General features: G+C 69.2%; 22 protein-coding genes. 17 read left to right on the top strand and 5 right to left on the bottom strand.

The annotated features are described in order from the left end of the window. Window positions 1-531: 531 nt before the first annotated feature. Window positions 532-1731, bottom strand: a complete 1200-nt coding sequence (gene tyrS, locus SCI24_RS04370; RefSeq protein ID WP_318724207.1) for a tyrosine--tRNA ligase — start codon at window positions 1729-1731, stop codon at window positions 532-534. Window positions 1732-1844: 113 nt separating this feature from the next. Here tyrS and SCI24_RS04365 point away from each other — a divergent pair, with 113 nt between their 5' ends. Beyond that, entirely contained in the window at window positions 1845-2975 is a 1131-nt protein-coding gene (locus SCI24_RS04365) for an anhydro-N-acetylmuramic acid kinase (RefSeq protein WP_318724206.1), read from the top strand. Here SCI24_RS04365 and SCI24_RS04360 read toward each other — a convergent pair. Together SCI24_RS04360 and SCI24_RS04355 are read right to left on the bottom strand one after the other, a co-directional pair. After that, window positions 2972-4114, bottom strand: a complete 1143-nt coding sequence (locus SCI24_RS04360) for a PilT/PilU family type 4a pilus ATPase (RefSeq protein ID WP_318724205.1) — start codon at window positions 4112-4114, stop codon at window positions 2972-2974. The genes SCI24_RS04365 and SCI24_RS04360 overlap by 4 nt on opposite strands. A 31-nt stretch (window positions 4115-4145) precedes the next feature. Further along, on the bottom strand, window positions 4146-5180 hold the full coding sequence (locus tag SCI24_RS04355) for a type IV pilus twitching motility protein PilT (protein WP_318724204.1): 1035 nt from the start codon (window positions 5178-5180) through the stop codon (window positions 4146-4148). A gap of 63 nt (window positions 5181-5243) precedes the next feature. Here SCI24_RS04355 and SCI24_RS04350 point away from each other — a divergent pair, with 63 nt between their 5' ends. From SCI24_RS04350 to SCI24_RS04325, 6 genes are all read left to right on the top strand, one after another. Continuing rightward, the gene (locus tag SCI24_RS04350; RefSeq protein ID WP_318724203.1) at window positions 5244-5951 is read left to right on the top strand and encodes a YggS family pyridoxal phosphate-dependent enzyme; all 708 of its coding nucleotides are present in this window, start codon (window positions 5244-5246) and stop codon (window positions 5949-5951) included. A 62-nt stretch (window positions 5952-6013) separates the two neighbouring features. Then, window positions 6014-6838 (top strand): pyrroline-5-carboxylate reductase, encoded by an 825-nt coding sequence (gene proC / locus SCI24_RS04345; protein WP_318724202.1) that lies wholly within the window; start codon window positions 6014-6016, stop codon window positions 6836-6838. A 63-nt stretch (window positions 6839-6901) separates the two neighbouring features. Beyond that, complete coding sequence (locus SCI24_RS04340) at window positions 6902-7495, top strand: YggT family protein (protein ID WP_133637676.1); 594 nt, start codon at window positions 6902-6904, stop codon at window positions 7493-7495. A 37-nt stretch (window positions 7496-7532) separates the two neighbouring features. Beyond that, complete coding sequence (metX, locus tag SCI24_RS04335; protein ID WP_318724200.1) at window positions 7533-8690, top strand: homoserine O-succinyltransferase MetX; 1158 nt, start codon at window positions 7533-7535, stop codon at window positions 8688-8690. Continuing rightward, window positions 8690-9289: a methionine biosynthesis protein MetW gene (gene metW, locus SCI24_RS04330; RefSeq protein WP_133637685.1), complete on the top strand. Its 600-nt coding sequence runs from the start codon at window positions 8690-8692 to the stop codon at window positions 9287-9289. Before metX ends, metW begins: the two co-directional genes overlap by 1 nt. Window positions 9290-9334: 45 nt before the next feature. Continuing rightward, on the top strand, window positions 9335-9787 hold the full coding sequence (locus tag SCI24_RS04325) for a DUF4426 domain-containing protein (protein ID WP_318724199.1): 453 nt from the start codon (window positions 9335-9337) through the stop codon (window positions 9785-9787). A gap of 18 nt (window positions 9788-9805) precedes the next feature. On the opposite strand, the gene sfsA is transcribed toward SCI24_RS04325, so the two are convergent. Continuing rightward, complete coding sequence (gene sfsA / locus SCI24_RS04320) at window positions 9806-10564, bottom strand: DNA/RNA nuclease SfsA (protein ID WP_318724198.1); 759 nt, start codon at window positions 10562-10564, stop codon at window positions 9806-9808. Continuing rightward, the gene (locus SCI24_RS04315; RefSeq protein WP_318724197.1) at window positions 10564-11724 is read right to left on the bottom strand and encodes an aminotransferase class I/II-fold pyridoxal phosphate-dependent enzyme; all 1161 of its coding nucleotides are present in this window, start codon (window positions 11722-11724) and stop codon (window positions 10564-10566) included. The genes sfsA and SCI24_RS04315 overlap by 1 nt, the downstream gene beginning before the upstream one ends. Window positions 11725-11943: 219 nt before the next feature. On the opposite strand from SCI24_RS04315, the gene dksA reads away from it, so the two are divergent. From dksA to panD, 10 genes are all read left to right on the top strand, one after another. Continuing rightward, window positions 11944-12381 (top strand): RNA polymerase-binding protein DksA, encoded by a 438-nt coding sequence (gene dksA, locus SCI24_RS04310; RefSeq protein ID WP_106232261.1) that lies wholly within the window; start codon window positions 11944-11946, stop codon window positions 12379-12381. 90 nt (window positions 12382-12471) lie between these two features. Beyond that, window positions 12472-13365 (top strand): tRNA glutamyl-Q(34) synthetase GluQRS, encoded by an 894-nt coding sequence (gene gluQRS / locus SCI24_RS04305; RefSeq protein WP_318724196.1) that lies wholly within the window; start codon window positions 12472-12474, stop codon window positions 13363-13365. A gap of 12 nt (window positions 13366-13377) precedes the next feature. Further along, the gene (locus SCI24_RS04300) at window positions 13378-13554 is read left to right on the top strand and encodes a hypothetical protein (RefSeq protein WP_166644658.1); all 177 of its coding nucleotides are present in this window, start codon (window positions 13378-13380) and stop codon (window positions 13552-13554) included. Then, window positions 13544-16504: an ATP-binding protein gene (locus tag SCI24_RS04295; RefSeq protein ID WP_318724195.1), complete on the top strand. Its 2961-nt coding sequence runs from the start codon at window positions 13544-13546 to the stop codon at window positions 16502-16504. Before SCI24_RS04300 ends, SCI24_RS04295 begins: the two co-directional genes overlap by 11 nt. Beyond that, complete coding sequence (locus SCI24_RS04290; RefSeq protein ID WP_318724193.1) at window positions 16482-17870, top strand: sigma-54 dependent transcriptional regulator; 1389 nt, start codon at window positions 16482-16484, stop codon at window positions 17868-17870. Before SCI24_RS04295 ends, SCI24_RS04290 begins: the two co-directional genes overlap by 23 nt. 837 nt (window positions 17871-18707) lie before the next feature. Then, window positions 18708-20105, top strand: a complete 1398-nt coding sequence (pcnB, locus tag SCI24_RS04285; RefSeq protein WP_318724191.1) for a polynucleotide adenylyltransferase PcnB — start codon at window positions 18708-18710, stop codon at window positions 20103-20105. After that, a complete protein-coding gene (gene folK / locus SCI24_RS04280) occupies window positions 20102-20614 on the top strand; it encodes a 2-amino-4-hydroxy-6-hydroxymethyldihydropteridine diphosphokinase (protein WP_318724190.1) in 513 nt (170 codons plus the stop codon). The genes pcnB and folK overlap by 4 nt, the downstream gene beginning before the upstream one ends. Window positions 20615-20729: 115 nt before the next feature. Further along, on the top strand, window positions 20730-21521 hold the full coding sequence (gene panB, locus SCI24_RS04275; protein ID WP_318724189.1) for a 3-methyl-2-oxobutanoate hydroxymethyltransferase: 792 nt from the start codon (window positions 20730-20732) through the stop codon (window positions 21519-21521). A 25-nt stretch (window positions 21522-21546) separates the two neighbouring features. Beyond that, complete coding sequence (gene panC / locus SCI24_RS04270; protein WP_318724188.1) at window positions 21547-22395, top strand: pantoate--beta-alanine ligase; 849 nt, start codon at window positions 21547-21549, stop codon at window positions 22393-22395. A gap of 36 nt (window positions 22396-22431) precedes the next feature. Continuing rightward, a complete protein-coding gene (panD, locus tag SCI24_RS04265) occupies window positions 22432-22812 on the top strand; it encodes an aspartate 1-decarboxylase (RefSeq protein ID WP_133637664.1) in 381 nt (126 codons plus the stop codon). Window positions 22813-22814 lie beyond the last annotated feature (2 nt).

Here is a 22814-nt window from a genome sequence, read left to right as displayed (position 1 = left end):
GGTCTCGCCGACGCCCTGCGAGGAAGGGGTATTCTACGTGATCGGCGCTGTGTGTCAACCGTGTCTGTCGATGGCTTCCGAGGAAGCGATCCGGCTGACCGAGCGGTCATCTCGCAAGCGAGGTGACGTCCGATAGAGCCCTCAGCTGATTCAAGAAATGCCCTCAGCGGGTCTCTGTCACGAGTGGCGTGCATTCTACCGAATGCGGCGAGTTCGTCAAGCGGGAATTTTCCAGGACGTCTTGAAAAACCCAAATGGAAACAAGCACTTCTACCACTCTCCACCGCCTGCAACGTATGCCCGTCGCCGGCAGCGGATGCGTACTTTACGGATTTTGCCGGGGCCGCGCAAGGCCCTCGCGAAGAAAAATGTCACGGCGATGACGCCCCCGTGAACAGGCGATGACGACAAGGCGGCTGGCAGGCCGTCCACAGCCCCTTGGCGCCGACCGCCTGTGGATGACATGGCCCGCCGACAGAGACGACGACGCCCGCACGAGGCGGGCGTCGTGGGAAGGCTTGCAAAGAGGCATCAGGCGATGGTCACCCGAGCATAGCGCTTCTTGCCTGCCTGGATGACATAGCTCTTGCCGGTCTCCAGCATATGGTCGCGCTGGACCACGTCGCCATCCACCTTGACCCGGCCATTACCGAGCATGTCCTTGGCCTGGGCACTGTTCTTGGTCAGCCCGGCACGGTTCAGCACCGCGGCGATGGGCGCCTGGGCGCTGCCCTCGAAGTCGACCTCGACCTCGGGCAGGTCCTCGGGCAGTTCCCCCTCGGCCAGCTGGTTACCGGCGGAGCGGTGGGCGTTGGCCGCCGCCTCCTCGCCGTGGTAGCGACCGATCAACTCGCGGGCGAGGATCATCTTGATGTCCCGGGGATTGGCACCGGCCTCGGCATCGCGCTTGAGGGCCTCGATCTCCTCGTTGGGCTTGAGCGAAAGCAGCTCGAAGTAGCGCCACATCAGGCTATCGGGCATGGAGACCAGCTTGTTGAACATCGCCCCGGGTGCCTCATCGACGCCGACATAGTTGCCCAGGGACTTGGACATCTTCTGCACGCCGTCCAGCCCCTCGAGCAGCGGCATGGTGATCACCACCTGGGGCGCCTGACCGAAGTGCTTCTGGATCTCGCGCCCCATCAGCAGGTTGAACTTCTGGTCGGTACCGCCGAGTTCCACGTCGGCCTCCAGCGCCACGGAGTCGTAGCCCTGCACCAGCGGATAGAGGAACTCGTGGATGGAGATCGGCTGACCCGCGCTGTAGCGCTTGTCGAAGTCGTCACGCTCGAGCATGCGCGCCACGGTGCTCTGCCCGGCCAGCTCGATCATGTCGGCCGCGCTCATGGCGGAGAACCACTCGGCATTGAAGCGCACCTCGGTCTTCTCGGGGTCGAGGATCTTGAACACCTGCTCCCTGTAGGTCTGGGCGTTGGCCTTGACCTCCTCCTCGGTGAGCGGCTTGCGCGTCACGTTCTTGCCGGTGGGATCCCCGATGCGGCCGGTGAAGTCGCCGATCAGGAAGATGACCTCGTGGCCCAGATCCTGGAACTGGCGCATCTTGGTCAGCAGCACGCTGTGCCCCAGGTGCAGATCAGGCGCGGTGGGGTCGAAGCCCGCCTTGATGCGCAACGTGCGCCCGGACTCCAGCTTCTTGATCAGCTCCTCCTCGAGCAGGATCTCGTGGGTGCCGCGTTTCAGCAGCGCCAGGGCGCCAGCAACATCGGTCATTGTCTCCTCTCCACTCAGCAGGCGGCCCGCGACCCCGCGGGCACTCGGTAGTCGAATGGTCGGGGATGTTACCATGTCCTGCTATCCACGGTTGAGCCCACCCGGGAGTCCCCATGAGCCTCTTCATCGGCCTGATGTCAGGCACCAGCCTCGACGGCATCGATGCCGCCCTCGTCGATATCCGGGAGGATGGTGCATCCCGCCTGGTTGCCACCCATGAGACGCCGATGCCCGAGAAGCTGCGCGACCTGCTGTGGCGGCTCTGCCATGCCGACCGAGTGGCCTTCAGCGAACTGGCGGCCGCCGAGGACGCCTTCTCCCGCCTGCAGGCCGAGGCCGTCGAGGCACTGATCGCCTCGAGCGGGGTGGCGAGAGCCACCATCACGGCCATCGGCAGCCATGGGCAGACCATCGAGCACGCCCCCGAGGGCCATGACGGCGGCCCGGCCTATACGCTGCAGCTCGACAACCCCAGCCTGCTGGCCGAACTCACCGGCCGCCCGGTGGTGGCCGACTTCCGGCGCCGCGACCAGGCCGCCGGCGGCCAGGCCGCGCCCCTGGCCCCGGCCTTCCATGAGGCGCTGTTCCGGGCACCCGGCGAATGGCGCCTGGTGCTCAACCTCGGCGGCTTCGCCAACCTCACCCTGCTGCCGCCCGCCGAGGACGAACGAGCGCCGCTGGGCTTCGATACCGGCCCGGCCAATGCCCTGCTGGATGCCTGGCATGCCCGGCATCGCGGGGGACGCTTCGATGCCGGCGGCGCCTGGGCGGCCTCGGGACATGTCGACGAGGCACTGCTGGAGCGGCTGCTGGCGGAGCCCTTCTTCCACCTGCCACCGCCGCGCAGCACGGGCCGGGAGCTCTTCCACCTGGAGTGGCTGCAAGGAAAGCTGCAGGGCGGGGAGGCCCCGGAAGACATCCAGGCCACCCTCGCCGAGCTCACCGCGGCCAGCGTGGCCCTCGGCGTGGGTATGGCCCGGGAGCGCCTCGATGCCCCGCCGGCCGCGGTACTGGTACCCTGCGGCGGCGGCGCCCGCAACGCGGACCTGCTGGCCCGCCTGGCCCGCCGGCTGCCGGAGACACCGCTGCTCCCTGGGGAGGACTGGGGCTGGCCGGCCGAGTGGCTGGAGGCCGGCGCCTTCGCCTGGCTGGCGTGGCGGCGACTGGCCGGACTGCCCGGCAACCTGCCCTCGGTGACCGGCGCCGCCGGCCCCCGGGTGCTGGGCGGGGTCTACGCTCCCTAGAAGTCGTCCTCGCCGCGCAGCGAGAGGTGGCTGGCCGCCTCCCTGGCTCCGGCCACGCCCTCGCTGCTCTCGTCGCCGTACTTGATCATCATGCGCAGGTCATTGGCCGAGTCGGCGTGCACCAGCGCCACCTCCTCGGTGATCTTGCCGGCCTTGAAGAGGTCGAAGAGCGCCTGGTCGAAGGTCTGCATGCCGAGATCCCGCGAACGGGCCATGACGTTCTTGATCTCGGAGACCTCCCCCTTGCGCACCAGGTCACCGATCAGCGGCGACTTGAGCATGATCTCGATGGCCGGGCAGCGCCCGCCATCCACCGTGGGGAGCAGCTGCTGGGCGACGATGGCCCGCAGGTTGAGCGAGAGGTCGAGCCACACCTGGGAGTGTCGCTCGATGGGGAAGAAGTTGATGATCCGGTCCAGCGCCTGGTTGGCGTTGTTGGCGTGCAGGGTAGCCAGGCAAAGGTGGCCGGTCTCGGCGAAGGTCAGGGCGTGCTCCATGGTCTCCCGGGTGCGCACCTCGCCGATCAGGATCACGTCCGGTGCCTGGCGCAGGGTGTTCTTCAGCGCCACCTCGAAGGATTCGGTGTCGATGCCGACCTCGCGCTGGTTGACGATCGCCTTGCGGTGCGGGTGCACGTACTCGATGGGATCCTCGACGCTGATGATGTGGCCGCCGAGGGTCTCGTTGCGCTGCTGGATCATCGACGCCAGGGTGGTCGACTTGCCGGTCCCGGTCCCCCCGACCACGAACACCAGGCCACGCTTGTTGTTGGCCAGCTCGCCGAGCGTGGAGGGCAGCGACAGCTCCTCCAGGTGGGGAATCTCGAAGCCGATGCGCCGGATCACCATGGCCATCTGGTTGCGCTGCTGGAAGGCACTGACGCGAAAGCGCCCCTTGTCCTTGAGGCTCAGCGCGAAGTTGGCCTCGTGCTCGACGCGGAAGCGCTCCAGCACCGCATCGGGGATCGAGGCGCCGACCAGTTCGGTGACCTGTGCCACGCTGAGCCCCTGGTCGCCCAGGGGGGTGAGCTGGCCGGCCATCTTCAGGGTCGGCGGCGCATTCACCGAGATCAGCAGATCCGACGCCTCCTTCTGCACCATGATGTCCAGCAGCTGATAGAGCCACTCTTTTGCCGTCATGTCCCTGCTCCTTGTTATCGTTGTCGCGTCCTCAGCTCGCCAGCACGCCCTTGGCCTTCACCTGGGCCTCCTCGCGCGCCACCATGTTGTCCGCCACCAGGCGCGCCAGCGAGGCATCCAGGGTCTGCATCCCCAGGTTGCCGCCGGTCTGGATCGCCGAGTAGATCTGCGCCACCTTGTCCTCGCGGATCAGGTTACGCACCGCCGCGGTGGCCACCAGGATCTCGTGGGCCGCCACCCGGCCGCCGCCCTGGCGCTTGAGCAGGGCCTGGGAGATCACCGCCTGCAATGACTCGGAGAGCATCGAGCGCACCATGGACTTCTCCTCGCCGGGAAAGACGTCGATGATCCGGTCGATGGTCTTGGCCGCGGAGGTGGTATGCAGGGTGCCGAACACCAGGTGGCCGGTCTCGGCCGCGGTCAGCGCCAGGCGGATCGTCTCCAGGTCGCGCAGCTCGCCGACCAGGATGATGTCCGGGTCCTCGCGCAGGGCGCTGCGCAGCGCCGGGGCGAAGCCATGGGTATCGCGGTGCACCTCGCGCTGGTTGACCAGGCAGCGCTTGCTGCGGTGCACGAACTCCACCGGGTCCTCGATGGTGAGGATGTGCTCGAAGCGGTTGTCGTTGATGTAGTCGATCATCGCCGCCAGCGTGGTGCTCTTGCCCGAGCCGGTGGGGCCGGTGACCAGCACCAGGCCGCGGGGCAGCATGGAGAGCTGCCGGAAGACCGGCCCCATGCCCAGGTCCTCCAGGGTCAGCACCTCGGTGGGGATGGTACGGAACACCGCCCCGGCGCCGCGCGCCTGGTTGAAGACGTTGACACGAAAGCGCGAGACGCCCGGCACCTCGAAGGAGAAGTCGGTCTCGAAGAACTCCTCGTAGTCGCGGCGCTGGCGGTCCGCCATGATGTCGTAGATCAGCTTGCGGACCTCGCGGTCCTCCATGGCCGGCACGTTGAGCCGGCGGATGTCGCCATCGACACGGATCATCGGCGGCAGGCCCGCCGAGAGGTGGAGGTCCGAGGCGTTCTGCTTTGCCGAGAATGCCAGCAGTTCGGTAATATCCATGCGTTTCCCCTGCTCCCGGGATAAGGTTCCCTTCAGTATGCCCAGTATGACAGACACTCAGACATGACGGACCTAGTACTTTCCGAGTCCCTGGCCGCCGCCCGCACCCGGCTCGCCGACGCGCTGAATGCCGCCGGCCGACCCGCCGATGGCGCCCGGCTGCTGGCCGTCAGCAAGACCAAGCCCGCCGCCATGATCCGCGAGGCCTGGCACCTGGGCCAGCGCGAGTTCGGCGAGAACTATGTCCAGGAGGCCCTGGACAAGCAGGCCGAGCTGGCGGACCTGGACCCCATCGTCTGGCATTTCATCGGTCCGCTGCAATCCAACAAGACCCGCGACGTGGCCGAGCACTTCGCCTGGGTGCATAGCGTAGACCGTGAGAAGATCGCCCGGCGTCTGAACGATCAACGCCCCGCGGCGCTGGGCCCGCTGGAGATCTGCCTGCAGGTCAACATCAGCGACGAGGCGAGCAAGTCCGGCGTCTCGCTCGAGGCACTGCCCGCCCTGGCCGAGGCGGTCCAGGCGCTGCCCCAGCTGCGCCTGCGCGGGCTGATGGCGATCCCCGCGCCGGCCGAGGGGCTCGACGCCCAGCGCGTGCCCTTCGCCCGCCTGCGCGAGGCCCTCGAGGGGCTCCGCGAGCGCCTCCCCGGGGCGCCGCTGGACACCCTCTCGATGGGCATGTCCGCCGACCTGGAGGCTGCCGTGCTCGAGGGGGCCACCCTGGTCCGCCTGGGCACCGCGATCTTCGGGGAACGCAGCGCACGAGAGTGACAACCACACGACGCCGGTGAGCCACGCCGGCCTCATTCGTCGACCGACACAGGACAGACCCCATGGCCAGCAGAGTCACCTTCATCGGCGCCGGCAACATGGCCGGCGCCATCATCGGCGGGATGATCGAGAGCGGCTTCTCACCCGACGACATCACGGCCACCTCGCCCAGCGACGACATCCTCGCCCCGCTGCGCCAGCGGCTGGGCATCCAGACCGCGACCGACAACGCCGCGGCCGTCGCCGAGTCCGACGTGGTGGTGCTGGCGGTCAAGCCGCAGATCATGCGCGAGGTCTGCGAGCAGATGCGCGATGCCGTCCAGGCACGCCGCCCGCTGATCGTCTCGGTGGCGGCGGGCCTGCCCGCCGAGACCCTGGAGCACTGGCTCGGTGGCGACCTGCCGGTGGTGCGCTGCATGCCCAACACCCCCGCGCTGGTCGGCGCCGGGGCCGCCGGGCTCTATGCCAATGCCAACGTCGACGAGGCCCAGCGTCGGCTCGCCACCGAACTGATGGAGGCCGTGGGCCTGGTCGAGTGGGTCGATGACGAGGCCCTGCTCGATGCGGTCACCGCCGTCTCGGGAAGCGCCCCCGCCTACTTCTTCCTGATGTTCGAGGCCATGGAGGAGGCCGGCGCCTCGCTGGGCCTGCCCGCCGACACCGCCCGCCGGCTGGCCATGCAGACGGCCCTGGGCGCGGCGAAGATGGCGCTCGCAAGCGACAAGCCACCCGCCGAGCTCAAGCGCAACGTGATGTCGCCCGGCGGCACCACCGAGCGGGCCATCGAGCACCTCGAACAGGCCGGCCTGCGTCGCATCATGGCCGAGGCGATGACCGCATGTGCCGACCGCGCCCGGGAGATGGCCGACGAGCTCGGCAAGCGCTGACCCGACAGCCCGCCACCCAGGCGGGCTGACACGACGACGTTTCAAGGACACGGAGGGGCCCCGATGGGCAGCCAACTGGGAAGCGCCGGCCTGCTGCTGGTGAACACCCTGATCAACATCTACATCTTCCTGCTGATGCTGCGCTTCCTGCTGCAGGCATCCCGGGCCGACTACTACAACCCCATCAGCCAGTCGGTGGTGAAGGTCACCCAGCCGGCGGTACGCCCCTTCCAGGGCTTCCTGGGGCCGGTGATGGGACGCTTCGACCTGGCCACCCTGGCCACGGCGTTCGTCATCAAGGCGGTCGCCATCATCGTGATCCTGCAGATCGCCGGCTTCGGCATGGCGCCCATCGCCGGCGTGGCGATCGGCTCCGTTGCCGCCATCGCCAACGCCATCCTCAAGATCTACTTCTTCGCCCTGATCGTGATGATCATCCTCAGCTGGGTGGCCCCCCAGGCCAGCCACCCGGGTGCGCTGCTGGTGATGCAGCTGGTGGAGCCGATCATGGCGCCGGTGCGCAAGGTGATCCCGCCGCTGGGCATGATCGACCTCTCGCCCATCGTGGTGTTCATCGCCATCAGCCTGATCGATGGTATCGTGGTGGGCTCGCTGACCCGTGCCGCCGGCATCGCCGGTGCCCTGGTCGGCCTGTGAGGCCGGCCGACACTCACGACTGGACACGACACGACTGATGCCCGAGTTCCCCCGCGATTCGGTCGGCCTGGTGACGCCCGAGACGGCGCACTTCGACGATCCCCTGGCCCTGGCCTGCGGCAGGACGCTGCCGGCCTATGACCTGGTGTACGAGACCTACGGCACCCTCAACGCCGCGCGCTCCAATGCCATCCTGATCTGCCACGCCCTCTCCGGCCACCACCACGCGGCCGGCTACCACGCGGCGGACGAGCGCAAGCCGGGCTGGTGGGATGCGCACATCGGCCCCGGCAAGTCGATCGACACCGAGCGCTTCTTCGTGGTCTCGCTGAACAACCTCGGCGGCTGCCACGGCAGCACCGGCCCCACCAGCGAGAACCCGGCGACGGGTCACCAGTGGGGGCCCGACTTCCCGATCATGACCGTGGAAGACTGGGTCCACAGCCAGGCGCGGCTGGCCGACCGGCTGGGCATCGAGCGCTTCGCCGCGGTGATCGGCGGCAGCCTGGGGGGCATGCAGGTGCTGCAGTGGACCCTCGCCTACCCCGAGCGCATCGCCAATGCGGTGGTCATCGCGGCGACGCCGAAGCTGTCGGCACAGAACATCGCCTTCAACGAGGTGGCCCGCCAGGCGATCCGCTCCGACCGCGACTTCCATGACGGCTGGTACGCCGACCATGACACGGCGCCGCGCCGCGGCCTCAAGCTCGCCCGGATGGTGGGCCACATCACCTACCTCTCCGAAGATGCCATGGGCAGCAAGTTCGGCCGCGACCTGCGCAGCAACGACCTCAACTTCGGCTACGACGTGGAGTTCCAGGTGGAGTCCTACCTGCGCTACCAGGGCGACACCTTCTCCACCTCCTTCGATGCCAACACCTACCTGCTGATGACCAAGGCGCTGGACTACTTCGACCCGGCCGCGGCCCACGAGGGCAACCTGGCCCGGGCCCTGGCACCCGCCGCCTGCCCCTTCCTGGTGGTGAGCTTCTCCACCGACTGGCGCTTCCCGCCCTCGCGCTCCAAGGAGCTGGTCAACGCCCTGATCCGCGCCGACAAGGCGGTCAGCTACGCCAACATCGACTCGCCGCACGGCCACGACGCTTTCCTGATGCCCGAGCCGCGCTACCAGGCGGTCTTCGCCGCCTTCATGAACCGCGTCGCCCGCGACCAGGGCCTGGAGGACTGCCCATGATGCGCGCCGACCTCAAGCTGATTCACGACTGGGTCCCGCGAGGCGCGAGGGTCCTCGACCTGGGCTGCGGCGAGGGCACCCTGCTGGCGGCACTGGCCCGCGACAAGCAGGTCACGGGCTACGGCCTGGAGATCGACCCCGACGGCATCACTGCCTGCCTGGCCAAGGGGGTCAACGTCATCGAGCAGAACCTCGACGAGGGGCTCGCCAACTTCGAGGACGACGCTTGCGACCTGGTGGTGATGACCCAGGCACTCCAGGCGCTGCGTCGCCCGGACCTGATGCTCGACGAGATGCTGCGCGTCGCCGGGGAGTGCATCATCACCTTCCCCAACTTCGCCTACTGGCGCCACCGCGCCTACCTGGGCTTCAAGGGCTACATGCCGGTGTCCCGGTCGCTGCCCCATGCCTGGTACGACACCCCCAACATCCACCTCTCGACCTTCAACGACTTTGAACGCCTGTGCCGCGACAAGGGTCTGAGCATTGTCGACCGGGCGGTGGGCATCGGTGACCACGAGGGACACTGGACCTCGCGGTGGTGGCCCAACCTGTTCGGCGAGATCGCCATCTTCCGGGTCGCCCGCCGCAGGGCGTGACGCCGGAGAGGCGCAGGCAAGATACCGAAGGAGAGAGAACCGACGATGATTCGACACAGCCTGGCGGCCCTGGCCATGGGCCTGGCGCTGCTGCTGACCCTGCCGGCCCAGGCCCAGCAGTACGAGCAGGTGGGGGACTACCAGATCCACTACAGCGCCGTGAACACCAGCTTCCTGCCGGAGGAGGTGGCCCGGGAGCACGGCATCCAGCGCAGCCAGGTGATGGCACTGCTCAACGTCAGCGTGATGGAGGAGCTCGAGGATGGCTCGACCCGCCCGGTCACCGCCTCGGTCGACGGTCGCATCGGCGGGCTCGAGGGGGGCGACGCCACGCCGCTGTCGTTCCGCAGCCTGCGCATCGGCGACACGCCCTCCCAGGTGGCGGTGTTCCGCATCCACGAGGACGAGCCGATGCGCTTCGACCTGCGCGTGCGCTACGACCGCAATGCCGCGCCCGCCGAGGTCAGCTTCATCCAGCGCTTCTATATCGACCGCTGAATCCGTAAGCCGCTCGGCTCAATCGGCGACCATGCTCGGGTCCACCTCGCGGGCGAGCGACACCGGCAGCGCCGGCCCCAGGCGGATCGCCAGCGGCATGCCGGCCTCGCGAACCACCTCGCAGCGCCGCGCCAGCACTTCCACGCCAAGCCCCGCCACCTGGCGCAGGGTCTCGGCATAGGCCGGGTCCAGGTGGGCCGCGGGGGCCACGTCCCGGATGCCCTCGTGGGCCACGCAGAAGAGCAGCACGGCGCGGTGACCCTGTGCCGCCAGGGCGGCCAGCGCCTCCAGGTGCCTGCGGCCCCGCACGCTCACCGCGTCGGGGAAGTAGCCGTGGCCATCGGCCTCCCTGAGGGTCACCTGCTTGACCTCGACGAAGGTGCTGCCGCGCCCGGGGTCGTCGAGGCGAAAGTCGAGCCTCGCCCCCGCCACCGTCGCCTCGCGCCGGATCGTCGCATGGCCGGCCAGCTCCTCCACCCTGCCCTCGCGCAACGCCTCCTCGACGATGCGGTTGGCCCGCCCGGTATGCACCGAGGCCGCCGCCGTGGTGCCGTCGGGCTGGGGCAGCTCGATCAGTTCCCAGGTCCAGGCCAGCTTGCGGGCCGGGTTGTCGCTGGCCGATAGCCAGACCCGGCAGCCCGGCACGTTCACCGCCCGCATGGAGCCGGTATTGGGACAGTGGGCCACCACCTCGCGGCCGTCATCGAGGCGCACGTCGGCCAGGAAGCGCTTGTAGCGACGCAGCAGGGTCCCGGGGGCCAGGGTCGGGTACTCCATCAGCGGCGCGCCAGGAAGCGCTCGAGGCGGCTCACGGCCTCCTCCAGCCGCGCCTCGCCGGTGGTGAAGGCGATACGCACATGGTGCTCACCGCCATGCAGGGCGAAGTCCGTCCCCGGGGTGATGGCGACGTTCTCCTCCTCGAGGAGCGCCCGGCAGAAGGCCTCGCTGTCGTCGCTGTAGTGCGAGATGTCGAGCCACAGGTAGAAGGCCCCCTGGGGCGGCAGCGACGGCGCGAGCCCCAGGCGGGAGAGCCCCGCCAGCAGGGCATCGCGGCGGCGCCCGAGTTCGCTGCGTCGGGCCTCGAGGATGCCGTGGCACTCGGGCGTGAAGGCGGCCAGGGCGGCATGCTGGGCCGGGGTGGAGGCGGCCAGGAAGACGTTCTGGGCCAGCCGGGCAAGCGGCTCCACCGCCGCCTCGGGCGCCAGCAGCCAGCCCAGGCGCCAGCCGGTCATGCCGAAGTACTTGGAGAAGCTGTTCACCACGAAGGCGTCCGCGGTGAGCGAGGCCACCGAGAGCGGTTCGAGATCGAAACAGAGCCCTTGGTAGATCTCGTCCACCAGCAGGTGGCCGCCATGCGCCGCCACCGTCTCGGCCACCACCGAGAGTTGCCCGGCATCGAGCATATGGCCGGTGGGGTTCGAGGGCGTGGCCAGCATCGCCAGGCGGGTGGCGTCGTGCCAGTGGGCCTCGACGAGCCCGGCATCCAGCTGCCAGCCGCTCGCCGGCCCCACCGGCACGGCGTCCACCTCGGCCCCGGCCAGGGCCATGAAGTGGCGGTTGCAGGGGTAGTTGGGATCCGCCATCAGTACCCGGTCACCCGGGCCGGCCAGCAGCTGGCTGGCCAGCAGCAGCGCCCCGGAGGCGCCGGGCGTGACCAGGATGCGCCTGGGATCGACGGCGGCACCGAAGTGCTCGGCATAGTGGCCGGCGATCGCCTCGCGCAGGGCGGGCAGCCCCGCCGCCGGGGTATAGCGGGTGTGGCCGGCCGACAGCGCGGTACGGCCGGCCTCGACCACCGGCTCGGGGGTCGGGAAATCGGGCTCGCCCACCTCCAGGTGGATGACATCGTGCCCGGCGGCCTCGCGGGCCTGGGCCGTCTCCAGCAGGCTCATCACGCGGAAGGGGGCGATGCGCTCGACGCGCGGGTTCCAGGACATGCACGGCTCCTCTCGACATGTCGCGGCACGACGGGCATCTTTCCCGCGGCCGGGAGTCAAAACCGGCATGTTACGACTTTTGGCGTGCCGGCGCAGTCCCGGCGGCGGAAGAGGTTGCACGTCCGCGCTTTTTACGCTAAACAAGCACCCCTTTGGCGTGAGATACCATGCATCACGGCGGGTATTGATCAGTAGTCACTCAAGTAACGAGGCAGTCCCATGCCAGTAGCAGAAAAGAAGATGGATGCTCCCAAGAAATTCACCCCGTACGAGCCGGCGCCGGGTGAAGAGTACATGAACGACAAGCAGCTGGAGCACTTCCGACAGATCCTGCTGGGCTGGAAACAGGAGCTCATGGAAGAGGTCGACCGCACCGTGCGCCATCTGCAGGAGGAGGCGAACAACTACGCCGACCCCGCCGACCGCGCCACCCAGGAAGAGGGCTTCAACCTGGAGCTGCGGACCCGCGATCGCGAGCGCAAGCTGCTCAAGAAGATCAACGAGACCCTCGAGAAGATCGACGAGGACGACTACGGCTTCTGCGAGGCCTGCGGCGTCGAGATCGGCATTCGCCGGCTCGAGGCACGGCCCACCGCCACCCTGTGCGTGGACTGCAAGACCCTGGCCGAGCTCAAGGAAAAGCAGCTGGGCGGCTGAGGCGGCCATGCCGGTCTCCGCAATCCCACCCCGCGACGGGCACCCCAGGGTGCCCGTTTGCATGTCGGCCCTACGCGACGGGGGAAACCGGTGAGCGCCTACCGGGGACGCTTCGCGCCGACCCCCTCGGGGCCCCTGCACTTCGGCTCCCTGGTGGCGGCCCTGGCCAGCTTCCTGGATGCCCGCCGGGCAGGCGGCGAGTGGCTACTTCGCATCGAGGACATCGACCCGCCGCGCTGCCCCGCCGGGGCCGCCGACACCATCCTGCGCCAGCTGGAGGCCTTCGGCCTGCACTGGGACGGCCCGGTCACCTGGCAGCATGAGCGAAACGACGCCTATGCCGCCGCCCTGGAGCGACTCAAGGGCCTGGGGCTCGCCTACCCCTGCAGCTGCTCGCGCCGTCAGTGGCGCGAGCATCGCGTCTACCCCGGCTGGTGCCGGGATGGGGTGCGCGAACCCGGCAAGCCGGTGGCCTGGCGGCTGCGCAGCGACCTGGGCCTGCGACCGGTGGTCTGGCAGGACCGGCTGTTCGGCGAGCAGTGCTTCGACCCGGCCGAGCTCGGCGACGTGGTGCTCCAGCGCAAGGACGGCCTCTGGGCCTACCAGCTCGCCGTGGTGGTCGACGATGCCGAGCAGGGCATCAGCGACGTGGTGAGGGGCTTCGACCTGCTCGACAACACCCCCTGGCAGCGCCAGCTGCAGCACGCCCTGGGCTATCCCGAACCGCGCTACCTGCACCTGCCGCTGATCATCGGCGAGGACGGCCAGAAGCTCTCCAAGCAGAACCTGGCACCGGCCCTGCCGGAGCGGGACGATGCGGTGCGCCCGCTGCTGCACGCGGCCCTGGCCGCGCTGGACCAGGCCCCGCCCCGGGAGCTTGCCAAGGCCCCGGTGGCGGAGCAGCTGCGCTGGGCCGTCGCCCACTGGGAGATCACCCGGCTGCGCGCCGAGGCCCACCGCCAGGCCGGCAGCCTCGCGCCCTGAGAGGAGCCCGCCATGTACGTCTATCGCATCATGCTGTTCCTGGTCTTCGGCGGCTACCTGCTCTCGCCGCTGCTGATGAGCGGCTGGGCCAGCCCCGAGGTGGCCTGGTACCGCCCCTTCGTCATCTGGGGCGTGTTGATCGCCCTGACCCTGTGGCTGGAGCAGAAGAGGAAGCTCGATGAACGCTAGCCTCGGCGGCCTGCTGGCCCTCGGCAGCGGCTACCTGCTGCTGCTGTTCCTCGTTGCCCTGGCGGTGGAGCGGCACTGGATTCCCACGCGCATCGCCCGCCACCCGGCGGTCTACACCCTGGCGCTGGGCGTCTACGCCAGCGCCTGGGCGATCTACGGCAGCCTGGAGCTGGCCGGCAATGCCGGCTACGGCTACCTCGCCTACTACCTGGGGGTGGCGGGCGCCTTCCTGCTCGCCCCGGTCCTGCTGGTGCCGATCCAGCGCATGACCCGTACCTACCAGCTGGCCTCGCTCGCCGACCTCTTCGCCTTCCGCTTCCGCTCGCGCTGGGTCGGCACCCTGATCACCCTGGTCAGCCTGCTGGCCGTACTGCCGCTGCTGGCCCTCCAGGTGCAGACCCTGGGCGACACCATCTACCTGATGACCGGCACCGCCTCACCGGCCCTGCTGGCCCTGCTGTTCAACGCGCTGATCGCGCTGTTCGCCATCCTCTTCGGCGCCCGCCATACCCGGCTCCACGCCCGCCACGACACCCTGCTCGCGGTCATCGCCCTGGAGTCGCTTGTCAAGCTCGTCGCCATGCTGGCCCTGGGGGCCTTCGCACTGTTCGTGGTCTTCGATGGCCCCGCGGACCTCCAGGCCTGGCTGGACGGGCCGGGTCGCGCGGCCCAGGCGCGGGTCGCCCACCTCGACCCGGCCCAGTGGCGCACCCTGCTGCTGCTGTTCTTCGCCGCGGCCTTCCTGATGCCGCACATGTTCCACATCACCTTCGCCGAGACCCTCTCGCGGCGCACCCTCCTCCAGGCCGCCTGGACGCTGCCGCTGTTCCTGCTGCTGATGGCGCTGCCGGTGCCGCTGATCCTGTGGGCCGCCCAGCGCCTGGGGGTCGATGCCGGCGGGCTCGGCACCGCCTACCTGGCCTACGGGCTCTCCGAGTCGCTGTGGCTCCAGGGGCTGGTGTTCATCGCCGGCCTGGCGGCTACCAGCGGCACCATGGTCATCATCTCCCTGGCACTGTCGGGGATGATCCTCAACCACCTGGTGCTGGTCGCCCACCCCCCGGTGGACCAGCCCGACCTCTATCGCTGGCTGCGCTGGCTGCGCCGCGCCCTGATCGTGGCGGTGATCCTCGGCGGCTGGCTCTTCTACCGCCTGGTGGGGGTGAACCACGACCTCACCACCCTGGGGCTGGCCGCCTTCATCGGCATGGCCCAGTGCCTGCCGGGCATGCTGGCGCTGCTCTACTGGCCGGGCGCCAACCGCAAGGGCATGGTCAGCGGGCTGACGGCGGGCGTGCTGGTGTGGCTCGCCGGCACCTGGGTGCCCCTGCTGAGCGATTTTCCAGCCCTGGTGCTGCTTCCGCCGGGCCTCGAGGCACTGGCCGGCGAGCCGGTATGGTACGTGGTGACCCTGGTCTCGCTGGCGGCCAACATCCTGACCCTCATCCTGGTCTCGCTGCTCACGCCCACCTCCGCCGGGGAGCGGGCCGCGGCCGAGGCCTGCTCGGTGGATGCGGTGATCCGTCCCAAGCGCCTGCCGCTGGTGGCCGGCAACGGCGAGGAGTTCAAGCACCACCTGGCCCGCGCCCTGGGCGAGGAGGTCGCCGGTCGCGAGGTCGACCGCGCCCTGACCGACCTGGGCCTGTCGCCGCTGGATGGCCGGCCCTATGCCCTGCGCCGGCTGCGCGACCGCATCCAGGCCAACCTCTCGGGGCTGATGGGCCCCTCGGTGGCCCAGGACATCGTCGACCGCCACCTGCCCTATCGCCGCGGCGGCCTGGAGCCCAACGACGACATCCACTTCGTCGAGAGCCGCCTGGAGGCCTATCGCACCCGGCTGACCGGGCTCGCCCGTGAGCTCGACGGCCTGCGCCGCTACCACCGCCGCATGCTCACCCGACTGCCGGTGGGACTGTGCGCCTTCGGCGTCGACGACGAGCTGCTGATGTGGAACGACGCCCTCGCCGAGCTCTCCGGGATCGACGGCAGCAGCGTGGTCGGCTCGCGCCGCGATGGCCTGCCGCCCCCCTGGGGGGACCTGCTGGGGCGCGTGCTCCTCGAGCATCACGACCATCTCTACAAGCAGCCGGTGACGCTTGCCGGCACCACCCGCTACCTGAGCCTGCACAAGGCCGAGCTCGAGGCCGACGAGGAGATGCGCGGCGGCACCGTGGTCCTGGTGGAGGACCACAGCGAGATGAAGTGGCTGGAGGACGAGCTGGTGCATGCCGCCCGGCTGGCCTCCATCGGCCAGCTGGCGGCGGGCGTGGCCCACGAGATCGGTAACCCCGTCACCGGCATCTCCTCGCTGGCCCAGAACCTGCGCTACGATACCGATGACCCGGAGGTGCTGGAGACCGCCAGCCAGATCCAGCAGCTCACCGACCGCATCTCGCGCATCGTCGAGTCGCTGGTGGGGTTCGCCCACGGCGGCCGCCACGTGACCGGCCGCCCCTTCGCTCCGGTGTCGCTGGCTTCGCTGACCGACGAGGCCCTGCACTTGATCCACCTGGCCCGCTCGGGGGAGGATATCCGCTACCACAACCGCTGCCCGGCGGGCCTCGAGGTCGAGGGCGATGCCCAGCGGCTGCTGCAGGTGATGGTCAACCTGCTCGGCAATGCCCGCGATGCCAGCACCCCGGGCGGCGAGGTGGTCATCGATGCCGCCCCAGAGGGCGAGTGGCTTCACGTCACCGTCACCGACCAGGGGCACGGCATCGACGAGCGGGTGCGCGACCACCTGTTCGAGCCCTTCACCACCACCAAGCCCCCCGGCGAAGGCACGGGACTCGGCCTGCCGCTGGTCTACAGCATCATTGCCGAGCACGGCGGCCAGATCGATATCGACTCCCCGCCCCCCGGGCAGGCCAAGGGCACCCGCATCCACCTGTGGCTGCCCCTCAACCCAGAGCATGGTGAACGCACCGATGAGCCGGATCCTGATCGTTGAAGACGAAGCCATCATCCGCAGCGCCCTGAAGCGGCTGCTGGAGCGCCACGACCACCGGGTCAGCGAGGCCGGCTCGGTGGCCGAGGCCCTGGCGCTCGAGCCCCAGGGCTTCGACCTGGTGATCAGCGACCTGCGCCTGCCCGGCGAGCCCGGCACCGAGCTGATCGCCCGCGCCGCCCCGGTGCCGGTGCTGATCATGACCAGCTATGCCAGCATGCGCTCCGCAGTGGAGGCGCTGAAGCTCGGGGCCGTGGACTATGTGGCCAAGCCCTTCGACCACGACGAGCTGCTCGAGACCGTGGCCCGGGTCCTGCACCGCCAGGCCTCGCAGCAGGGCGAGCCGCCCGACATCGCCGAGCCCGGCGGTACCCGCCAGCCGATGATCGGCAACTGCCCCGCCATGCAGGTGGTCTACACGCGTATCCGCAAGGCGGCGCCGGCCGACGTCACCGTGCTGATCCAGGGCGAGTCGGGCACCGGCAAGGAGCTGGTCGCCCGCGCCCTGCACCAGCAGAGCCGCCGCGCCCATGCGCCGCTGGTCTGCGTCAACTGCGCCGCCATCCCCGAGACGCTGATCGAGTCGGAGCTGTTCGGGCACGAGAAGGGCGCCTTCACCGGGGCCAGCGCCGCGCGTACCGGCCTGGTCGAGGCCGCCGATGGCGGCACCCTCTTCCTCGACGAGATCGGCGAGCTGCCGCTCGATGCCCAGGCGCGGCTGCTGCGGGTGCTGCAGGAGGGCGAGATCCGCAAGATCGGCTCGGTGGAGACCCGGCATGTCGACGTGCGCCTGATCGCCGCCACCCACCGCGACCTGCAGAGCCTGTCGAAGACCGGCGAGTTCCGCCTCGACCTCTACTATCGCCTCAACGTGATGCAGATCGACCTGCCGGCCCTGCGCGAGCGCGAGGACGACATCCTCGAGATCGCCGATGTCCTGCTCGACAAGGCCTGCCGACGCCACGAGCGCGACGGGCTGCGCCTCTCGCGGGCCGCCCGGCGCACCATCCGCGACTACCCCTGGCCCGGCAACGTGCGCGAGCTGGAGAATGCCCTGGAGCGCGGCGTGATCCTCGCCGAGGGCCACCTCATCCATCCCGATGATCTGGGGCTCGCGTCGGCGACCCCGCTGCCGAGCAAGCCTGCACCCCCCACGCCGGCCCTCGCCGGCCAGGCGGAACGGGAGACCGGCGACGAGGAGGACCTCTCCCTGGAGGACTACTTCCAGCACTTCGTGCTGGAGCACCAGGACCAGATGAGCGAGACCGAACTCGCCCAGAAGCTCGGCATCAGCCGCAAGTGCCTGTGGGAGCGTCGCCAGCGCCTGGGCATCCCCCGCAAGAAGAGCCCGCGCCGCAGCACGGGTTGAGGCGGCCGGCCATGCGACCATGGTGCAAGCCCCGCGGCATCGTCCGTGGGCCTGCCTTTCCTCCTTCCCGACACCCCGTTTGCCCCATTTGTTACCTTCCCACACAGCTCGTGCCCCACAACGGGGCCGATCGGGTAACACTCCACCCGCACGCCAGGGCGTGAACTTTTCTCCACCGAAATAACCATCTGTTTTTTAAGATATTATTCTTTGATGGCACGCCACCTGCTACACCTAGGGCAAGAAAAACAAATCCGGATGTCACCCGCTGCCAACAACAACAACAGGACAGCCAGGCGTGACAGGGCCCGACCCGACAACAACAACAAGACACCCGGGCCCCTGCGACTTCGGCGCTTGCCGACAACAAGAACAGCATCGGCACGGCGCGAGGCCTTCGGGCCCCAACAAGAACAAGCTGCTCGAAGCACCGGAGCCATCAGGACGCGACGCACCCGGGTACGGCCGACCAACAATGACAACGGGCCGTCGAGGTGCACTCCCGGCAACAAGACCAACAAGCCGGGAGGAGGCATGCTTCCATGCCGTCGTGGTTGGACTATTGTTTTGAATACGAGACGGTCGCCGTCAGGAGCATCAACAAACACAACAACACCGCTTGCCTGAACACTCCTTGGTGACTGTGGTGCGTATTCAGGGCGATGCGCCATCACGAAGAAGAATCAGCAGCAGGGATGCTGCATCCTGCTTACAGGGGAGGCCAATGGCCTCCCCTTTCTGCTTCCTGGCCACCCTCGGCACCGTGCCGCGCTTTGCAAGGTGTCAGTGGTCGGCTACACTCAACGCTTTCCGCGTCCCGCGAGTCGATATCGCCGCATGATCAAAGGTTTTACCCGCTTTCTGCAGAGTCCGGGCGAGCGCATCAAGTCGCTCTTCGGCCCTCAGGATGCGCCGGCCGGCAACACCGGGCCGCGCATCATTCCCCGCCAGGAACACCCTGTCTCGCGTCAGCACTTCAGCGACGCCGCCCTCAAGGTGCTCTACCGGCTCCACAATGCCGGCTTCCAGGCCTTCCTGGTGGGCGGTTGCATCCGCGATGCGCTGCTCGGCCACATGCCCAAGGACTTCGATGTCGCCACGGATGCCACCCCGGAGCAGGTCAAGGACCTGTTTCGCAACTCGCGCATCATCGGCCGGCGCTTCCGCATCGTGCACGTCCGCTTCGGGCGCGAGGTGATCGAGGTCACCACCTTCCGCGGCAAGCCCAACGATGACCATGCCGACCATATCTCCCAGCAGTCGGACGATGGCCTGCTGCTGCGCGACAATGTCTGGGGCAACATCGAGGAAGACGCCCTGCGCCGCGACTTCACCGTCAATGCCCTCTACTACAACATCGCCGACTTCTCGATCCACGACTTCGCCGATGGCGTAAAGGACATCGAGGCCCGCACCCTGCGGCTGATCGGCGACCCGGCGACCCGCTATCGCGAGGACCCGGTACGGATGCTCAGGGCGGTGCGCTTCGCCGCCAAGCTCGACTTCCACCTCGACCCGGCCACCGAGGCCCCCATCCACGACGCCGCGCCGCTGCTGCTGCAGATCCCCCCGGCGCGGCTGTTCGACGAAATCCTCAAGCTGTTCATGGCTGGCCAGGGTGTGGCCACCTTCCACCTGCTGCGCGACTACGGGCTCTTCGCGATGCTCTTCCCCGAGGCCGACGAGGCCATGGAGGATCTGCCCTGGGCCGAGCGCCTGGTCGAGCTGGCACTGGAGAGCACCGACCGGCGCATCGCCGAGGACCGCCCGGTGACGCCGGCCTTCCTGTTCGCCGCCCTGCTCTGGGCTCCCGTCCAGCAGCGCCAGGCGATCCTCGAGGCCGATGGCATGCCGCCCATCCCCGCGCTCCAGGCGGCCTCCCAGCAGGTGGTCTCGCGCCAGCTCCAGCACATCTCCATTCCCAAGCGCTTCAGCCTGCCGATGCGCGACATCTGGGACCTGCAGCAGCGGCTGCCGCTGCGCCGCGGCAAGCGCGTCTTCCAGACCCGCGAGCACCCGCGCTTCCGGGCCGCCTACGACTTCCTGCTGCTGCGCGAAGGGGCCGGCGAGATCGCACCGGGCCTGGGCGACTGGTGGACCGCCTTCCAGCAGGCCGACGAGCACGAGCAGCGCCGCCTGCTGGGCAAGGTCGGCGCCGACCCGGCGGGCAGCGGTCAGCCGCGCAAGCGCCGCCGTCGCCGCCGCAAGCCGCGGGGCCCCGCGAGCGACACATGAGCCCGCCACGGCACGCTGCCTGGATCGGCCTGGGCAGCAACCTCGATGGCCCGCGGGCACATGTCGAGCGCGCCCTCGGGGAGCTCGACCGCCTGCCCCTGACCCGCCGGGTCGCCGCCTCGCGGCTCTATGCCAGCGCGCCGGTGGGGCCCGCCGACCAGCCGGACTACATCAATGCCGTGGCCCAGCTGGAGACGCGGCTCTCGCCGCTCGCCCTGCTCGACCAGCTGCAGGCCCTGGAACAGCGCCACGGCCGCGTGCGCGGCCGGCGCTGGGGCGCCCGGACCCTGGACCTGGACCTGCTACTCTTCGATGACCAGCGGGTCACGCTGCCACGGCTGACGCTGCCGCATCCTGAGATGGCCCGGCGCGCCTTCGTGCTGGTGCCGCTGGCCGAGCTGGCCCCGCACCTGGTACTCGACGGTCGACCCCTGGCGAACCTGATCGCCGGGGTCGACGCTCGGGACCTGAGGCCCGTGTTACCGCAGGACTCGTTACCCCAGGGCTGAGAAACACCCCAGACTGTTACCTATCGACACTTCGGCATGATTCGGGTAACAATCTCGGGTTACACCGAGGCAGGCCCGCCGGAGGCCTCCCACGACCCGACGATGAGAGCACGCCATGAAAACCGTCACCCTGAGCACGCTGCAGGCCTTCAAGCGCGCCGGTGAGCCGTTCAGCTGCCTGACCGCCTATGACGCCTCCTTCGCCCGTGCGGCCGGGGAGGCCGGCATCGAGGTGCTGCTGGTGGGCGACTCCCTGGGCATGGTCCTGCAGGGCCACGCCAGCACCCTGCCGGTGACCCTCGACGAGGTCTGCTACCACACCCGCTGCGTGGCCCGCGGCAAGAGCGCCAGCCTGCTGATGGTCGACCTGCCCTTCATGAGCAACTCGAGTACCGAGCGCCTGCTCCAGGATGCCGGCGCGCTGATGCGCGCCGGGGCCGAGCTGGTCAAGGTCGAGGGCGAGGCCTGGATGGCCGACGGCATCCGCGAGCTGACCCGGCGCGGCGCGCCGGTCTGCGCCCACCTCGGCCTGACCCCCCAGTCGGTCTACCAGTTGGGTGGCTACAAGGTGCAGGGGCGTGAGGCCGAGCAGGCGACCCGGATCCTCGAGGATGCCCGCGCGCTGGTCGAGGCCGGCGCCTCGGTGATCCTGCTCGAGTGCGTGCCGGCAAGCCTGGGCCGGGCGGTGAGCGAGGCGCTGGAGGTGCCGGTGATCGGCATCGGCGCGGGCCCCGACACTGACGGCCAGATCCTGGTGATGCACGATGTGCTGGGGGTGACCCACGGGCGCACGCCGCGTTTCGTGAAGAACTTCATGGTCGATGCCGACGATATCCCGGGCGCCTTCCGCCGCTACCACGAGGACGTCAAGGCCCGCCGCTTCCCCGCCCAGGAGCACTGTTTCTAAGCCGCGTTTCGAGGAGCTCGCCGCGATGCGTACCCTGCGAGAGATTCCGCCCCTGCGCGAGGCCCTGGACGAATTCCGTCGCCGCGGCCAGCGCATCGCCCTGGTGCCGACCATGGGCAACCTGCACGACGGCCACCTGGCCCTGGTGGCGGAGGCGCGTCGCCGGGGCGACGTGGTGGTGGCGACCATCTTCGTCAATCCGCTGCAGTTCGGGGCCGACGAGGACCTGGAGGCCTACCCGCGGACCCTCGCCGAGGACCAGGCGAAGCTCGAGGAGGCCGGCTGCGACCTGCTGTTCGCCCCCGAGACGACGACCCTCTACCCGCGCGGCCTCGCGGCCCAGACTCGGGTCTGCGTCCCCGAGGTGAGCGAGGGGCTCTGCGGTGGCGACCGGCCCGGGCACTTCGATGGCGTCGCCACCGTCGTCACCATGCTCTTCAACCTGGTGCAGCCCGATGTGGCCTGCTTCGGCGAGAAGGACTACCAGCAGCTGGCGGTGATCCGCCGCCTGGTGGCCGATCTGCACCTCCCCGTGGAGGTCGTCGGCGTACCCATCGTGCGCGCCGAGGACGGCCTGGCCCTCTCCTCGCGCAACGGCTACCTGGACGCCGGGCAGCGTGCCACTGCCCCGGCGCTCTACCGCACCCTGTGCGCGCTGCGCGACGCCCTGGAGGCCGGCGGCGAGGTCGCGCCGGCCCTGGAGGACGGCCTCGCCCGGCTGAGGGAGGCCGGCTTCACGCCGGACTACCTCGAGCTTCGCGACGCCGACCTGGGGCCGGTGACGGCGACCACCCGCGACGCCGTCCTGCTCGCCGCGGCGCGCCTGGGCCCGACCCGACTGATCGATAACCTGAGCCTGACCCTGCCACGCTGAGGGCGTGGCGCGGTCAAACAGAGGAACCTACGCTCCATGCAGACCATCATGCTCAAGGCCAAGCTGCACATGGCCCGCGTCACCCACGCCGTGCTCAACTACGAGGGCTCCTGCGCCATCGACGGCGAGTTGCTCGACATGTCCGGTATCCGCGAGAACGAGCAGATCCAGATCTACAACGTGGAGAATGGCCAGCGCTTCACCACCTACGCCATCCGCGCGGAAGAGGGCTCGAGGATCATCTCGGTGAATGGCGCCGCGGCCCACCTGGCCAGCGAAGGGCAACGCGTGATCATCTGCAGCTATGCCCACTACAGCGACGCCGAACTGGAAAACCACCATCCGGCCCTGGTCTACCTCCAGGAGGGCAATGTCGTCAGCCACACCAGCAACGCCATCCCCGTCCAGCTGGCCTGACC

Source organism: Halomonas sp. (assembly GCF_033549285.1).
In the GTDB taxonomy this organism is placed as follows: Bacteria; Pseudomonadota; Gammaproteobacteria; order Pseudomonadales; family Halomonadaceae; genus Halomonas.
The sequence above is the reverse complement of the archived record's forward strand: the minus strand, read 5'-3'. Positions and strand labels throughout refer to the sequence as shown.

Bases quoted from the DNA above. Each gene is read 5' to 3' on its own strand.
- SCI24_RS04325 (WP_318724199.1), top strand. From the start codon at position 9,335: ATGATTCGACACAGCCTGGCGGCCCTGGCCATGGGCCTGGCGCTGCTG.
- pcnB (WP_318724191.1), top strand. From the start codon at position 18,708: ATGATCAAAGGTTTTACCCGCTTTCTGCAGAGTCCGGGCGAGCGCATC.
- SCI24_RS04290 (WP_318724193.1), top strand. From the start codon at position 16,482: ATGAGCCGGATCCTGATCGTTGAAGACGAAGCCATCATCCGCAGCGCC.
- sfsA (WP_318724198.1), bottom strand. From the start codon at position 10,564: ATGGAGTACCCGACCCTGGCCCCCGGGACCCTGCTGCGTCGCTACAAG.
- SCI24_RS04360 (WP_318724205.1), bottom strand. From the start codon at position 4,114: ATGACGGCAAAAGAGTGGCTCTATCAGCTGCTGGACATCATGGTGCAG.
- panB (WP_318724189.1), top strand. From the start codon at position 20,730: ATGAAAACCGTCACCCTGAGCACGCTGCAGGCCTTCAAGCGCGCCGGT.
- SCI24_RS04295 (WP_318724195.1), top strand. From the start codon at position 13,544: ATGAACGCTAGCCTCGGCGGCCTGCTGGCCCTCGGCAGCGGCTACCTG.
- metX (WP_318724200.1), top strand. From the start codon at position 7,533: ATGCCCGAGTTCCCCCGCGATTCGGTCGGCCTGGTGACGCCCGAGACG.
- panC (WP_318724188.1), top strand. From the start codon at position 21,547: ATGCGTACCCTGCGAGAGATTCCGCCCCTGCGCGAGGCCCTGGACGAA.
- folK (WP_318724190.1), top strand. From the start codon at position 20,102: ATGAGCCCGCCACGGCACGCTGCCTGGATCGGCCTGGGCAGCAACCTC.
- dksA (WP_106232261.1), top strand. From the start codon at position 11,944: ATGCCAGTAGCAGAAAAGAAGATGGATGCTCCCAAGAAATTCACCCCG.
- proC (WP_318724202.1), top strand. From the start codon at position 6,014: ATGGCCAGCAGAGTCACCTTCATCGGCGCCGGCAACATGGCCGGCGCC.
- SCI24_RS04300 (WP_166644658.1), top strand. From the start codon at position 13,378: ATGTACGTCTATCGCATCATGCTGTTCCTGGTCTTCGGCGGCTACCTG.
- SCI24_RS04350 (WP_318724203.1), top strand. From the start codon at position 5,244: ATGACGGACCTAGTACTTTCCGAGTCCCTGGCCGCCGCCCGCACCCGG.
- SCI24_RS04340 (WP_133637676.1), top strand. From the start codon at position 6,902: ATGGGCAGCCAACTGGGAAGCGCCGGCCTGCTGCTGGTGAACACCCTG.
- SCI24_RS04365 (WP_318724206.1), top strand. From the start codon at position 1,845: ATGAGCCTCTTCATCGGCCTGATGTCAGGCACCAGCCTCGACGGCATC.
- SCI24_RS04315 (WP_318724197.1), bottom strand. From the start codon at position 11,724: ATGTCCTGGAACCCGCGCGTCGAGCGCATCGCCCCCTTCCGCGTGATG.
- panD (WP_133637664.1), top strand. From the start codon at position 22,432: ATGCAGACCATCATGCTCAAGGCCAAGCTGCACATGGCCCGCGTCACC.
- tyrS (WP_318724207.1), bottom strand. From the start codon at position 1,731: ATGACCGATGTTGCTGGCGCCCTGGCGCTGCTGAAACGCGGCACCCAC.
- SCI24_RS04355 (WP_318724204.1), bottom strand. From the start codon at position 5,180: ATGGATATTACCGAACTGCTGGCATTCTCGGCAAAGCAGAACGCCTCG.
- metW (WP_133637685.1), top strand. From the start codon at position 8,690: ATGCGCGCCGACCTCAAGCTGATTCACGACTGGGTCCCGCGAGGCGCG.